Origin of the sequence: Flavobacterium urumqiense (genome assembly GCF_900108015.1) — a bacterium.
Lineage (GTDB): Bacteria > Bacteroidota > Bacteroidia > Flavobacteriales > Flavobacteriaceae > Flavobacterium > Flavobacterium urumqiense.
In genome coordinates this window covers 1-12952 of sequence record NZ_FNVP01000012.1, presented here as the reverse complement: position 1 = coordinate 12952, position 12952 = coordinate 1, and the positions used below count along the sequence as shown (strand labels likewise).

Annotated in this window: 16 protein-coding genes; 2 read left to right on the top strand and 14 right to left on the bottom strand. The window is 31.4% G+C overall.

Annotated features, from left to right (window positions below):
- Positions 1-7: 7 nt before the first annotated feature.
- The gene (locus C4S35_RS12980; protein ID WP_104000586.1) at positions 8-850 is read left to right on the top strand and encodes an isoaspartyl peptidase/L-asparaginase; all 843 of its coding nucleotides are present in this window, start codon (positions 8-10) and stop codon (positions 848-850) included.
- Here the strand turns inward: C4S35_RS12980 and C4S35_RS12975 are convergent, their stop codons facing one another.
- The 8 genes from C4S35_RS12975 to C4S35_RS15655 form a co-directional block, all read right to left on the bottom strand.
- Positions 851-1654, bottom strand: a complete 804-nt coding sequence (locus C4S35_RS12975) for an endonuclease/exonuclease/phosphatase family protein (protein WP_104000585.1) — start codon at positions 1652-1654, stop codon at positions 851-853.
- A 111-nt stretch (positions 1655-1765) separates the two neighbouring features.
- The gene (locus C4S35_RS12970; protein ID WP_104000584.1) at positions 1766-2203 is read right to left on the bottom strand and encodes a hypothetical protein; all 438 of its coding nucleotides are present in this window, start codon (positions 2201-2203) and stop codon (positions 1766-1768) included.
- A gap of 378 nt (positions 2204-2581) precedes the next feature.
- A complete protein-coding gene (locus C4S35_RS15660) occupies positions 2582-2731 on the bottom strand; it encodes a hypothetical protein (RefSeq protein ID WP_159916759.1) in 150 nt (49 codons plus the stop codon).
- 23 nt (positions 2732-2754) lie between these two features.
- Positions 2755-3060 (bottom strand): hypothetical protein, encoded by a 306-nt coding sequence (locus C4S35_RS12965; RefSeq protein ID WP_104000583.1) that lies wholly within the window; start codon positions 3058-3060, stop codon positions 2755-2757.
- A 218-nt stretch (positions 3061-3278) separates the two neighbouring features.
- Positions 3279-3566 carry a hypothetical protein gene (locus C4S35_RS12960; protein ID WP_104000582.1) on the bottom strand — a complete coding sequence of 96 codons (288 nt, stop codon included), beginning with the start codon at positions 3564-3566 and terminating at the stop codon, positions 3279-3281.
- 197 nt (positions 3567-3763) lie between these two features.
- On the bottom strand, positions 3764-4432 hold the full coding sequence (locus C4S35_RS12955; protein ID WP_104000581.1) for a DNA-binding transcriptional response regulator: 669 nt from the start codon (positions 4430-4432) through the stop codon (positions 3764-3766).
- 11 nt (positions 4433-4443) lie between these two features.
- The gene (locus C4S35_RS12950) at positions 4444-5913 is read right to left on the bottom strand and encodes a tetratricopeptide repeat-containing sensor histidine kinase (protein ID WP_146059547.1); all 1470 of its coding nucleotides are present in this window, start codon (positions 5911-5913) and stop codon (positions 4444-4446) included.
- Between the two features lie 312 nt (positions 5914-6225).
- Positions 6226-6402 (bottom strand): hypothetical protein, encoded by a 177-nt coding sequence (locus C4S35_RS15655; RefSeq protein ID WP_159916756.1) that lies wholly within the window; start codon positions 6400-6402, stop codon positions 6226-6228.
- 345 nt (positions 6403-6747) lie between these two features.
- Between C4S35_RS15655 and C4S35_RS12945 the strand changes: the two genes are divergently transcribed.
- Positions 6748-7641, top strand: coding sequence for a hypothetical protein (locus C4S35_RS12945; protein ID WP_104000579.1), 894 nt, complete (start codon positions 6748-6750; stop codon positions 7639-7641).
- Between the two features lie 54 nt (positions 7642-7695).
- On the opposite strand, the gene C4S35_RS12940 is transcribed toward C4S35_RS12945, so the two are convergent.
- The 6 genes from C4S35_RS12940 to thrS all read right to left on the bottom strand — a co-directional run bounded on the left by C4S35_RS12940 (position 7696) and on the right by thrS (position 12202).
- The gene (locus C4S35_RS12940; protein ID WP_146059546.1) at positions 7696-8052 is read right to left on the bottom strand and encodes a sensor histidine kinase; all 357 of its coding nucleotides are present in this window, start codon (positions 8050-8052) and stop codon (positions 7696-7698) included.
- Positions 8053-8082: 30 nt separating this feature from the next.
- Positions 8083-8502 (bottom strand): hypothetical protein, encoded by a 420-nt coding sequence (locus C4S35_RS12935; RefSeq protein WP_104000577.1) that lies wholly within the window; start codon positions 8500-8502, stop codon positions 8083-8085.
- Between the two features lie 441 nt (positions 8503-8943).
- Positions 8944-9288, bottom strand: a complete 345-nt coding sequence (gene rplT / locus C4S35_RS12930; protein ID WP_035633036.1) for a 50S ribosomal protein L20 — start codon at positions 9286-9288, stop codon at positions 8944-8946.
- Between the two features lie 100 nt (positions 9289-9388).
- Positions 9389-9586 carry a 50S ribosomal protein L35 gene (gene rpmI / locus C4S35_RS12925; RefSeq protein WP_022827375.1) on the bottom strand — a complete coding sequence of 66 codons (198 nt, stop codon included), beginning with the start codon at positions 9584-9586 and terminating at the stop codon, positions 9389-9391.
- Positions 9587-9681: 95 nt separating this feature from the next.
- Complete coding sequence (gene infC, locus C4S35_RS12920; protein ID WP_370273076.1) at positions 9682-10239, bottom strand: translation initiation factor IF-3; 558 nt, start codon at positions 10237-10239, stop codon at positions 9682-9684.
- Positions 10240-10255: 16 nt separating this feature from the next.
- Positions 10256-12202 carry a threonine--tRNA ligase gene (gene thrS, locus C4S35_RS12915; protein ID WP_104000576.1) on the bottom strand — a complete coding sequence of 649 codons (1947 nt, stop codon included), beginning with the start codon at positions 12200-12202 and terminating at the stop codon, positions 10256-10258.
- Positions 12203-12952 lie beyond the last annotated feature (750 nt).

Here is a 12952-nt window from a genome sequence, read left to right as displayed (position 1 = left end):
ATACATTATGAAACTAATCATACACGGAGGTTTTTTCTCTGAATCATCTACCAATAACGAAACAAAAGTTGCCAAACAAAATGCGTTGAAGCGAATAGTAAAAAATTCTTATGAATTTTTAGAAACACATTCAGCATTAGAAACGGTAATTTATGCTGTTTCCCTTTTAGAAGATGATGAATTGTTCAATGCAGGAACGGGTAGCCAAATACAAAGTGATGGAAAAATCAGGATGAGTGCTGCTGTTATGGATGGTGAAACTCAGAAAATGAGTGGTGTTATTAATATTGAAGAAGTTCAAAATCCAATTAAGGTTGCCCAAATATTAATGCAATATGACGACAGAGTTTTGGGTGGCAGTGGCGCAACCAAATTTGCCAGAAAAAATGGTTTTCCTTCTTTCTCAACGGAGATTCCACAACGTAGAGCAGAATATGAATCGAAACTGCAATCACAAGGGACAGGAACAGTGGGTTGTGTGGCTTTAGACCAAAATAGAAAAATTGCCGTAGCCACATCTACAGGCGGAAAAGGTTTTGAAATGGCAGGTAGAATTTCTGATTCGGCAACCGTTGCGGGGAATTACGCCAATGAATTTTGCGGTGTGAGTCTAACAGGAGTAGGAGAAGATATTGTGAGTAATGCAACTGCTGCTAAAATTGTTACTCGAGTAACCGATGGCTTTTCATTAGAGCAAGCCTTTACTAAAACTTTCAACGAATTGAAACCTTATGATGGTTTTGCAGGTGCAATTGCTATTAATAACCAAGGGAATATATTTCATAAGGATTCGCATCCCAGTATGGTTTTTGCCAGTTTTGATGGAAATAATTTGGAAGTTTTCGATTAATTAATTCAAAGAAAATTCAAGCCAGATAGGAATATGATCCGAAATTACCCTTGCTTCTCGAAGCGAATTGAAATTTTTATAAAACGAAATAATTCCTGAATTTATGATAGTGATTTTCGAAGTTTTGAAATACATATTATCAAATTCTGAAGCGAGACATTTACCATTTCTGCATTCTTTTTTTAATGAGGTTTTCTGATTCACTAAGATCGATTGATACCCCATTTTTTTCAGCGGATTAAAAACAGTATGTGATTGCGGACAATTGAAATCACCTGCAAAAATCAAATTCAATGTTGGATATTCAGCTGGTAGAAATTTGAAATATTTAATTTCCGTTTCTGGTTGTTTGTTTTTCGTAATGGCGTGAAAATTAGCAACTGTGAATTGTTTGTTTTCATACTGAAACGTACATAGATAAGGTTCTCTCTCAATTTCTATTTGGTATTTTTTTTCTAGCCAGGCTCTTCCTATTTTTTTAAGCTTACTCGTTTTCCAAATAAAGGCATAGCGTTCTGTTTTGTGGGAGCTGCTGCTCGTTGGATCGCTGATCACATAGTCCCATTTGGCTTCTTTGCGATTGAGTTCTTCTGCTAATCTTGCTACTGCTTGTGCACCGCCGTAACCAGCCACAACTTCTTGAATAGCAATGAGATCATAGTCTCTTAACGAATTTGCAATGTAGCTAATCGTTTTCTCTGATTTTGACTTGCCAAAATTTTCCAAATTCCAAGAAAGGAGTTTGGTTTGGGAAAAAACAACGCAGGAAATGAGAGGGAATAGGAAGGAAAATAAGAATTTCATTTATTTAAATTAGGCAAACTCTAATGATTTTTATTTAAAAATTAGTGCAATTCAAAGTTAACGTAATGTATCAGCAAAAATTTATAAATCAGCAGTTTTTATAAATTACATTTAAACAGAATGTTGAAGTATCCCTTTATTGCTTTTTTGTATTTTATAATTGTAAATCTCTTTTTTGACATCATTTACAATATCTATTGTTTCATGTTTTGATTTGGCTAGTATCTTTTTTTCAATAGTATGTCCATTTTTCAAGCATATTTTTATTCCATACCTTTTATAAGTATTCATTTTTACAATTGTTGTAAAAATTATTAATAGAGATAGAGTCAAAATGATGTTAGTTTGTAGAATCAAGAAAGAAAATGCTGCAATACATATTAATATTAAAATAATTAAGAATTCAGAAAATGGTTTTATTTTATTTACGGTAATATAAATTTCATTTAGTTCTGAATACAAAATTTCTTTTTGGGCTCTTTCTTTATAATTTAAAATTATTCCTTTCTCATCTAAGGTTATTTCTTTAATTTTATTTTTTAAAATCATGATAAATTTTATTAGTATGGTTTTTAATATTAGAATTCGGGTTTTTATTTATTTTTCCAAATTTTAAATAATAAATAAATAATACAAACAGCTCCCATAAACATGACAGCTACTTGTATTGAATACAGTAAATTAAAATTAATTAATGAATCCATAGGTTTAAGGTTTTAATTGATTACAAACCTACCTTCAATAAATTGCTTTTATTTGAGGGAAACCTCATTTAGGGTAATAAAACGCCAAAAAAATAAAATTAGATAATTTGAATTTTGTCAAATATTTTAGGGATAATTTAAATTTGTAGCATAATGTTTTAAGTAAGAACCAATTCCATTTGTGACAATACCTTGGTGAAAATTACTATCAAGATATTTTTCTTTATCTTTTACTGTTTATTTTGATAATTTCATCATCATACTTATAATTCATAGTATTGTAGTAAATTCTTGGCTGCTTCTTTTCTTTTTTTGAAGGAGAATTCGAAAATGTAAAGAGTAAAACAAGACCCATTAGCAGGAATTTTTTCATTGGAAAGTTTTAAAAAATAATATTTATTCACAACAAGTATTAACTATTTTTAGTTGAATTCTTAACACTTTTTTCATTTGCTTATTTGTCAATAATTCCTTCTTTTTAGCTTTATCTAATTTGAGACCTAAAGCTTCCCATTTTACTTTCATATAAGGGTATTTTGATAATGAAATGGAATTCCCTTTCAATGATTTTTTATAATGTGTAATATATTCTTTTACATAATTTTCATAATCATCAACACGTTTGTTCCATTTTTCACATATAGGATCTTTATTTTTTTCTGTATGTTTGATTTCAAATCCTGCGTCTTTTTGTGTCGCCATTTTGTTGGTTTTTTAGGAAAATAAATTAAATATTTATATTAAAACTGAATAAAATTAGAAGAGAATTTTATGCGTAGATGAATGGTAAATTGGATTAAAGTTACGGTAGGCTGTAACAAACCATTTTGTTTCCACACAACAAATCAAAATTTTTAAATCTGATAATGTTGGGATTGTTGGATTCCGTTCTATTTCAAATTTTAATAAAAAGGTATAAATTATATTTTAACCCAGTTACTAGCAATCCAATCTAATAATTCCTCTCTATAGAATTCATTTTCTAAAATGGCGTGCTGTAATAAATTCTCTACTTTTTGAAAACTTATTCTGGTTTGTGGTACGTTATATTTTTGTAAAAATTGATTGCAAAAATGGACTACTTCAAATTCTTCGATTTTATCCACATAAATACGTTCTATAATTTCATTATATTGGAGATCGTTATTAATGTCAACTGTTTTTGAATATCCTGTGAATGCTAAGTCATCGGTAGTAAAATTGGCCATCTTATTAAATTTAAAAGTTTAAAGTCCAAACGTATGACCAATAAAAAGAAGTTTTTTACGGGAAACCGTAAAGTGATCAATTATTTTAAAAAAAAATGTTAATTGGAGGGGTTTAATTTTTTTAACGAATTCAATTACTAATTTTAAGTTTATAGTATAGTTCGCTGAATTGAATTGCGGGCACTATTGGATTTTTGTTAGACTAATCCTAAATCTTTAGTTATTGCGATCAAATGAACGTTATTACTGGCTTTAAAGTACACTTTAAGTTTATTGATTCGTTTTTCAATACTACTACTGCCATTTGGACTTATTCCTGCTTCTTTTAATTCTTTTGCAATTTCATCTAGGATATAACCTTTAGATAATAATTTCAAAAGAGAAATATCATAAGCTTCAATTTCAAAAATTGACTTGCCTCTCAAGGTATGAGACAATTCATTAGAAATTATTTTGTCCTCATTTTCATAAACACGCTGAATTGCGGTTTGAAGTTCAGGCAAACTATTTCGTCCTTTAGAAACATAAGCATTAATACCTAAAGTATTAAAAAGTGATTTTATTCTAAAGGATTTGTCTTCTATAGAGAATACTATTGTCTTGATGTCTGGTTGCACCTTTTTTACGGCTTCGATAAGTTCTTCACCAGAAGTAAGCTTGTTTTCCCGATGGTCTGTCTTAAATGACAAATCACTAATTAATAGATTATAAGGTACTTTATCGAGAAGTGCTTTTTTTATTTTTAAATAAGCATCGTCACAATATTTAGCATGGTGAATTTCAACAACAGAAAGCATTTCAAGCGCTTGAATTACTGCTACACTTATGCTATCTAAATCTTCGGCAATTAAAACTTTATTAAACATAATGATGCTGATTATATTGGGAATAGTATTGTTACTTTAAATCCTTTGTTGGATTTAGTATCAAAAGTAACAGTTCCTTTTATAGCTTGAATACGGTTTTCCACATTCTGTAACCCATTTCTTGATTTTTTTTCATCGAATGTTGCTCCAATGCCGTTATCGCTGTATTCTATTTGTAATTTATTTTCATTTTTTTTAAAAGTTAGCACTACTAAATTACATTGGCTATGCTTTTTCATGTTAACAAGTAGTTCTTGCAGGACTCTATAAATAGTAATTTTTTTATTATTTTCTACAGTTGCCCAATTAATAGAATCTATTCCATTGGTCAATATGTTGACTTCATTAGTATTGAATCCAGACATCATTTCCTTGAGATTGGGTAAAAAGTGAGCGCCAGTTTCTACAATACTGTTTTCTTTAGAAATGTTTCGTGTTCTGGAATAGATCGTGTCTAGGTTGTTAAGTAATACTTCTTTATTATGGCCGGTGGATAAATCTTGAGTTTCGGCAAAAGCCATGGTTTGATAGACATCGTTAGCCAATTCATCATGAAGTTTTTTCGCGATTCGAATCTCAGTATTATATGAGGTTATTATTCTTTCTCTTTTATTTTTGGCTACAAGAAAATTAGATATAAAAATACTGATCATAATAATAATTCCAACAACAAAATATAAGAGTAGATTTCTGTTTTTCTGTTGCTCTAATTGAAGCGCATTTTCTGCTTTTTGGGATTTTAGTTTTAAATTATCTTCTTTTTCTTTTTTGGAATCGTATTTTATTTTAGCAAATTGATTTCTTGCCTTTTGTCTCACTTTATTGATACTGTCATTGATATGGAGGTGCAACATGGAAAATTTTTTTGATTCGTTCCCAATGCTACTTTCTACTAATAATGCTAACGATTTTAAGCGAGTATTTACACTATTTATTTCGGTTGCTTTTTCATAGGCCAATCGCGCATAATTATATGATTTTTTTGGTTTGCTATCTTTGTAAAATTCAGAAAAATGAATATAACTAGCCATGATGCCAAAATTATCTTTTATTTGTTTTCTTATTTTCAAGGATTGATTTAAATAGTCGAGACTTTTTGCATTACCAATTAGGAAATATGAATAACCTAAATTATCGAGTGCTCTGGCATTATTTTCAGCGCCGTTCGGGATCTCTTTTTTTAGCGTTAATGGCAAAAGAATATTTATGGAACGACGGTAATCTTCCTTATCCATATATACTACGGCAATATTATTTTTAAGAACTGCTTTTTGTAATTCATTATCTGCTTGATTATAGGCTTGATTGTAATAATAAACGGCATTATTATAATCGTATAGGTTCTCGTAATTTATTCCTAATATATTGAAAAGAGAACATTTATATGCTGGATTTGTGTCTTTCTGAAATAATAATAAGGCTTCTGTTGCTGTAGTTTCACTACTGGAATAATCTCCTTCGTTTTGTTGAATGATGGCCATTTTTAATAGCGAATAAATTATCTTTTCATTGTCTGTTGAAACATCAGAAGTAGATTTTATTTTATTATAATAGTAGAAAGCACTATCGTTTTTTTGGTTTTCAAAATATTTTTCAGCGAGGGTTATATACTTAGAATAATTCGCAATGCTTTTAGATTTGGGAATATTTTGCTGTTCTTTTTTGCAGGATTGTAATACAAATAATAGCAATAGTAATAAAATGTAAATCGGGAAAAGTAACTTTTTTAGTATCATTTCCCGAAAATACAGAAATTAATTAAAATATTGTAGTATTTGAATTAACAATTTTAATTACGGTTTTGGTGTAATTATAGGAGTTTGACCATTTTGTCCGTCAATTGGATTACTATCAGCATTAGCGGATACTTGTTGTTTATTATTTGGGTTGGTTTCCATTTCGTCATTGGTACAGGAAACCATAGCAAGACATGCAATGATATAACAAGATACTAAAATTATTCTTTTCATTTTTTTGGAATTAAAAATTAGACATAGGTTGGGCTGTCCGATATTCAAATCGAATCTTTGCCGGAATAGGCACGCCGTTAAAACATTTTATTCTTTTGCTTTTTGGGAAGTGAAGTGCGCTGAAACAGAATAGTATTATTTATACTTCCCGAATAAACTTGCCATGCTATTTAGCGACACTTTTTTAGAACTAGTTTTGTACATTTGTCTTGATTGCAATTCAAAACATGAACTGATTCCGTGGCAAAGAAATGCTGTCTTTGTTGAATAATTTGAATGGAATTCCGATGATTCCGCTAATTCCAAAGGTTTCCATAGGATTCCGAATAATTCCAGTAAATGCTTATGAACAAAATTACTTTTGAAGAATACAAGAATTCCATAAGAATAAAATATGAAGTGTCGAAAATTGAAGAAGTTTCAGGTATTTTATTAAATCCTACACCTGCTCAATTACGAAATCTGTGTTTGATGAGGCTTGATAATTGTTTGACAAAAACGGATAGTAGTGTATTTAGAATGTTTTTTAATGTAAAAGAAGAGGAACAGCTGAGGAAGGAAATTGAGAATTTTGATATTGGAAAATTCAAACCTATAATATCATTTTTAAAAGAAGAGAAGGATTTGGATAATGTGACAAGAATAGAAGTGGCAGCCATTCTTGTTGATTTTAATCCAAGACCTTACAATAAGTATTTACTTAATGGAAAAATTATTGAAAGAAGTATTGAAAGAAGTATTGAAAGAAGTATTTTAGACGTTACTCCATTAGTAGAAGAAAAGGAAGCTGATTTGGATTATTTTAGTGAAGAAAAATGGGTTAAAAAAGTAATAGAAACCAAGAATAATGATGGTATAAAGAAAAAGATAGTCATGATTTTGTCTGTGTTTTTATCTTTGTTTTTTATGGGCTATACAGTAAAGAGTATGATTTTCCCCGAAAGAGAATGTATGAAGTGGGATGGAGATCATTATGAAGCAGTAGATTGCAAAAATGAAAGATTAGGGACTGGAAATCTAACATCCGTATTAGTTTTAAACGAAGATTTATTGTCCTTTAAAAAAATTGAGGTTAACACATATACAATTTTCTTCAAAAAAGGGAAACCTATTGTTTGGTATGGGAAATCATTTGGGGGTAAGTATGAATATTTTAATCAGCCAGGCTTACATCCAGAAACGGAGAAAACCTTAAAACCAATATCTGAATACATTATAAAAAAATATATAAATAGATAATGGCAATTCAATTTAAACTTCAACAATTAAAACTTCACAACTACAAGGCTGTACTTAAATTGGAACAACAATAAGCACTATGAATCCTTTGTCAGATTTTGTGATAAAAGTAATTGTCCCTTTTATAGCCTGGATCCGGTTTTCTAAATTTCGTAATCCAATTTTTAAATTTAATTCATCTATTATTCCTCCAACGCCATTATTACTGTAATCTATTTGTTCTTTATTTTCTGTTTTTTTGAAAGGTAGTACTGCTAGACCGCATTGACTTTGATTTTTCATATTGACAAGTAATTCTTGAAGCATACGATAAACTGTAATTTTTTCATTACTTTCTATGGTTATCCAATTGATTGTGTCGATTCCATTGATCAATACAGTCACTTCATTATTATTGAATCCTGACATCATTTCTTTTAAACTGGATACAAAGAGACGTTCTTATTCACTAGTGCTGTTTTCTGTAGAAATGTGCCGTGTTCTGGAATAAATGGTATTTAGATTGGTAAGTACCATTTCTTTATTTTGAGTAGTGGATAAGTCTTGTGTTTCAGCAAAAGCCATAGTTTGAAAGACATCATTGGCCAATTCATCATGTAGTTTTTTAGCAATTCGAATTTCAGCGCTTTTCATTTTTTCTCGTTTGTGTTTTGCTACAAGGAAATTACCAACAACAATACTCATGGCAATAATAATTGCAACCACGAAACACAGGAGTAAATTTTTGTTTTGCTGTTGTTCTTGTTGAAATATTGCTTGCGCTTTTAGTTTTAGATTTTCGTTCTTTTCTGTAATTGAATCGTATCTGATTTTATCAAAAAAGAGGTAGAGCCTTTCCAGCTGTGGCTTCACTCCCAGCATAATCGCCTTAAATTCTTTGTGTTTGAGAAAGCCAACTTGTTGAGTGAATAATTCTGGAAGTGTCTTTTCTTATTTCGGCAGCATATTTGGCTTTGCTGTAGTAATAGTAAGAACTATCAAATCTTTCATTAGCATAATGTTTGTGACCAAGTGCTAGTAGTTTATTTATTTCTGTAACATCGCGTTTTTTCTGAGAATTCTTTTGCGTATTTTTCTCACAAGATTGTATGACATAAAGTAAGGCTAATAATGGTATCTAGATTGTGAAATGGTTTTTTTTGGGGTTTCATTTCTCGAAAATACAGAAATTAATTATGATAGAAGAGTTATCTCATTTGTATATTTTGTGTAGTCATTAATACTCTTAAAAAACAAAAAACCCCAATCTTTCGATTGAGGTTTCTATATAAGTAAGTAATCTAAATTGAGTTGATAAAACGTTTATTTTACTTTATTAAGTACTGCTTTGAAAGCTTCAGGATGGTTCATAGCTAAATCTGCAAGAACTTTTCTGTTCAATTCAATTCCGTTAGCTTTTACTTTACCCATGAATTGTGAATAAGACATTCCTTCCAATCTAGCTCCAGCGTTGATACGTTGAATCCATAAAGCACGGAAATTTCTTTTGTTCACTTTTCTGTCACGGTAAGCGTAGCACATTGCTTTCTCTACCGCATTCTTAGCAACTGTCCAAACGTTTTTACGTCTACCAAAGAAACCTTTGGCTTGCTTCATTATTTTTTTTCTTCTTGCTCTTTTAGCAACTGAATTTACCGATCTTGGCATAATTTTGATGTGTTTTTGTAGCAGGCGGCTTGAATTTAATCAAAAGCACTTAATGGCCGTACTCCAAGGTTATTTGAAATTGTTTTAACCTAAAGAATTATTATATAATTCTTAATTGTTGTTTGATGCTTTTCATATCTGTTTTGTGAACTAGCGCTGAGTGTGTCAAAGCTAATTTACGTTTTTTCGATTTTTTAGTCAAGATGTGACTTTTAAAAGCATGCTTTCTTTTAATCTTTCCAGAACCAGTAACTTTAAAACGTTTCTTGGCGCTAGATTTGGTTTTCATTTTAGGCATTTTTTCCTAGTATTTTAATTTATTCTTACTTACTTATCTTATGTTTAAAGCTTCATGTTTAAAGTTCAAACTGAAAACTGAACACTGCAAACTGTTTACTTCTTTTTCTTAGGTGCAATGAACATAATCATTCTCTTTCCTTCCAAAACTGGCATCGCTTCCACTTTACCAAATTCTTCTAGATCTGTTGCTAATCTCAATAATAAGATTTGACCTTGATCTTTATAAATGATTGAACGTCCTTTAAAGAATACAAAAGCTTTTAATTTTGCTCCTTCTTTCAAGAACTTCTCTGCATTTTTTCTCTTAAATTCATAATCATGTTCATCTGTTTGAGGTCCAAAACGAATTTCCTTAACGACTACTTGTGTAGATTTCGCTTTTAGGATTTTATCACGTTTCTTTTGCTCGTAAACAAATTTCTTGTAATCCATGATTTTGCAAACCGGAGGTTCAGCATTAGGGGAAATCTCAACTAAATCCAATTCAAATTGGTCAGCTAATCTTAAAGCTTCTGAAAGTTTAAAAACTCCAGGCTCAATATTTTCACCTACAAGTCTCACTTCTTGTACACCACGAATAAGACTGTTTATTCTGTGGGCATCTTTTTTTTCTACGCGAGGTTGGTAACCTCTGTTGCTTCTTATTGCTATGACTTTATAATTTAAGTTAAACTGTAAATACTTTTAATGTTTTATTGATTTCCTCGTTTACAATAGCAACAAATTCTTCTATTGTAACGCTGATATTTCCCTTTCCTTCTTGTCCGTGACGACGAATAGAGATGGTACCGTTTTTCTCTTCTTCCTCGCCTACGATCAACATAAACGGGGTTTTTTGCATTTCGGCATCTCTGATTTTCTTTCCGATTGTCTCGTTTCTATTATCAATGAGGGCGCGAATTTCGTGATTTTCTAGCAAATCTAAAACTTTTTTCGCATATATTTCATATTTCTCGCTCAAAGACAATATTATAGCTTGTTCAGGCATCAACCAAAGTGGGAAATTTCCTGCTGTATGTTCTAATAAAATAGCTATAAAACGCTCCATAGAACCAAACGGTGCTCTGTGAATCATCACCGGTCTGTGTAATTCGTTGTCAGAACCTTTGTAAGTCAAATCAAAACGTTCCGGTAGGTTGTAATCCACTTGAATCGTTCCTAATTGCCATTGTCTTCCCAAAGCATCTTTTACCATGAAATCCAGTTTTGGACCGTAGAAAGCAGCTTCGCCATATTCTACTACAGTGTCTAAATTTTTATCTTTTGCGGCATTGATAATCGCATTTTCTGCTTTTTCCCAATTTTCATCACTACCGATATACTTATCTCTATTCTCTTTATCTCTCAAAGATATCTGAGCTGTAAAGTTTTCAAATCCTAATGAACCAAATACATAGAGTACTAAGTCAATTACTTTTTTAAACTCTTCGTCTAATTGTTCTGGAGTACAAAAAATATGCGCATCATCCTGAGTAAATCCTCTTACCCGAGTTAAACCGTGTAATTCACCACTTTGTTCGTATCTGTAAACGGTACCAAATTCAGCATAACGCTTCGGTAAATCTTTGTATGACCACGGACGTACATTGTAAATTTCACAGTGATGAGGACAGTTCATTGGTTTTAATAAAAACTCTTCTCCTTCGGCCGGAGTACTTATAGGTTGAAAACTATCAGCGCCATATTTTGCATAATGCCCTGAAGTTACGTATAGTTCTTTCTGACCAATATGTGGCGTAATCACTTGCTCGTATCCACCTTTTTTCTGTGCTTTTTTCAAAAACTGTTCTAGTCGATCTCTCAAAGCAGCACCTTTAGGTAGCCACAACGGTAATCCGGCACCCACCTTTTGTGAAAAAGCAAATAACTCAAGTTCTTTTCCTAATTTTCTATGATCGCGACGTTTAGCTTCTTCTAGTAATTCCAAGTATTCTGTCAGATCTTTTTGTTTAGGAAACGACGTACCATAAACACGAGTTAACTGTTTGTTCTTCTCATCACCACGCCAGTAGGCTCCAGCAACACTCATGATTTTCATCGCTTTGATAATCCCGGTATTCGGAATATGACCACCACGACATAAATCTGTAAAGGTATCGTGATCGCAAAACGTAATCGTTCCGTCTTCAAGATTTGTTATAAGTTCAGTTTTGTAAACGTTGTCCTTGTATAATGCTAAAGCTTCTGCTTTAGATACGGGACGTAATTTGAATTCATGTTTTCCTCTTGAAATTTCAAGAACACGATCCTCAATTTTTTTAAAGTCAGCATCAGTAATTTTCTGATCTTCAAAATCTACATCATAATAAAATCCATTAGATATTGCTGGTCCAAGAGTTAATTTTATCCCAGGATACAATTCTTCAAGAACCTGTGCCATCACGTGCGAAGTTGAATGCCAGAAAGCTTTTTTACCATCAGCATCATTCCATGTATATAATGTAAGACTCCCGTCCGTCGTTAATTGAGTTGTAGTTTCAATTGTTGTACCATCAAAAGAAGCCGAAATCACATTTCTAGCAAATCCTTCGCTAATGCTTTTAGCAACATCCATGGGAGTTACCCCTGAAGCATACTCTCTAACTGACCCATCGGGCAAAGTAATCTTAATCATTGTTTGATATTTTAAGAATGCAAATATAAAGGATTACGAAAACACATACAATAGATATGTAAGGTTTGTTACTATATAGGTATAAAAACAAAATGACAGTTATTGTAATTAGGTAAAAGAGTGTAATTCTATTAGGAGCTATTTCCCGCTATTCGTTTCAATCTTTTCTCTCGTAAAAAAACTCGAGAAAAGGATTTCCACTGCTATCGGGGCTATTGCGTCATGTTTTATCTTGTTATTTCTTGTTTCATCGACTTTGTCATTTAATAAAAGATGAAATTTCCATTCATGGATATTCATTTGTTACCTCAATATATAGGACTGTAGTTTTTACAGAGTATATAGTATTTGCTACCTATATAATGACATCTGCGATTTTTTATCTGTAAAGTCACCCTTTCCTTCGGAGAGGGCCGGGGAGAGGAAAAATAATTCACTTTCAAAAATCACGTTTCCAGCGAGTTAAAGCGAAGGTTAAGAAAAGATCAAAAAAAGGGGATTAAAAAGCTTGAATAACGGTATAAAGGTGCTAGTTTTGCACCCGCAACAACGCATACGTTCTTTAATAAGCTGACAAGTATTACGAATTAAAGAGAGAATTTATTTTCTAAAAAAGATTCTAAAAAGCTTGTGAGATTAGAAAACGGATGTTACATTTGCACCCCGCAAAAAGAGTAAAGTTCCTTGACAAACTGATAAGAATAAGAGAAGTAAATGGAGATAAAAATTTCCTAAAAAAACTTCAAAAAT

Coding starts and splice junctions, on each gene's coding strand:
- C4S35_RS12970 (WP_104000584.1), bottom strand. CDS start 2,203: ATGATTTTAAAAAATAAAATTAAAGAAATAACCTTAGATGAGAAAGGA.
- C4S35_RS12965 (WP_104000583.1), bottom strand. CDS start 3,060: ATGGCGACACAAAAAGACGCAGGATTTGAAATCAAACATACAGAAAAA.
- C4S35_RS12980 (WP_104000586.1), top strand. CDS start 8: ATGAAACTAATCATACACGGAGGTTTTTTCTCTGAATCATCTACCAAT.
- C4S35_RS15655 (WP_159916756.1), bottom strand. CDS start 6,402: ATGAAAAGAATAATTTTAGTATCTTGTTATATCATTGCATGTCTTGCT.
- C4S35_RS12945 (WP_104000579.1), top strand. CDS start 6,748: ATGAACAAAATTACTTTTGAAGAATACAAGAATTCCATAAGAATAAAA.
- rplT (WP_035633036.1), bottom strand. CDS start 9,288: ATGCCAAGATCGGTAAATTCAGTTGCTAAAAGAGCAAGAAGAAAAAAA.
- C4S35_RS12935 (WP_104000577.1), bottom strand. CDS start 8,502: ATGCTGGGAGTGAAGCCACAGCTGGAAAGGCTCTACCTCTTTTTTGAT.
- C4S35_RS12955 (WP_104000581.1), bottom strand. CDS start 4,432: ATGTTTAATAAAGTTTTAATTGCCGAAGATTTAGATAGCATAAGTGTA.
- thrS (WP_104000576.1), bottom strand. CDS start 12,202: ATGATTAAGATTACTTTGCCCGATGGGTCAGTTAGAGAGTATGCTTCA.
- C4S35_RS12975 (WP_104000585.1), bottom strand. CDS start 1,654: ATGAAATTCTTATTTTCCTTCCTATTCCCTCTCATTTCCTGCGTTGTT.
- C4S35_RS12940 (WP_146059546.1), bottom strand. CDS start 8,052: ATGATGTCAGGATTCAATAATAATGAAGTGACTGTATTGATCAATGGA.
- rpmI (WP_022827375.1), bottom strand. CDS start 9,586: ATGCCTAAAATGAAAACCAAATCTAGCGCCAAGAAACGTTTTAAAGTT.
- C4S35_RS15660 (WP_159916759.1), bottom strand. CDS start 2,731: ATGAAAAAATTCCTGCTAATGGGTCTTGTTTTACTCTTTACATTTTCG.
- C4S35_RS12950 (WP_146059547.1), bottom strand. CDS start 5,913: ATGGCCATCATTCAACAAAACGAAGGAGATTATTCCAGTAGTGAAACT.
- C4S35_RS12960 (WP_104000582.1), bottom strand. CDS start 3,566: ATGGCCAATTTTACTACCGATGACTTAGCATTCACAGGATATTCAAAA.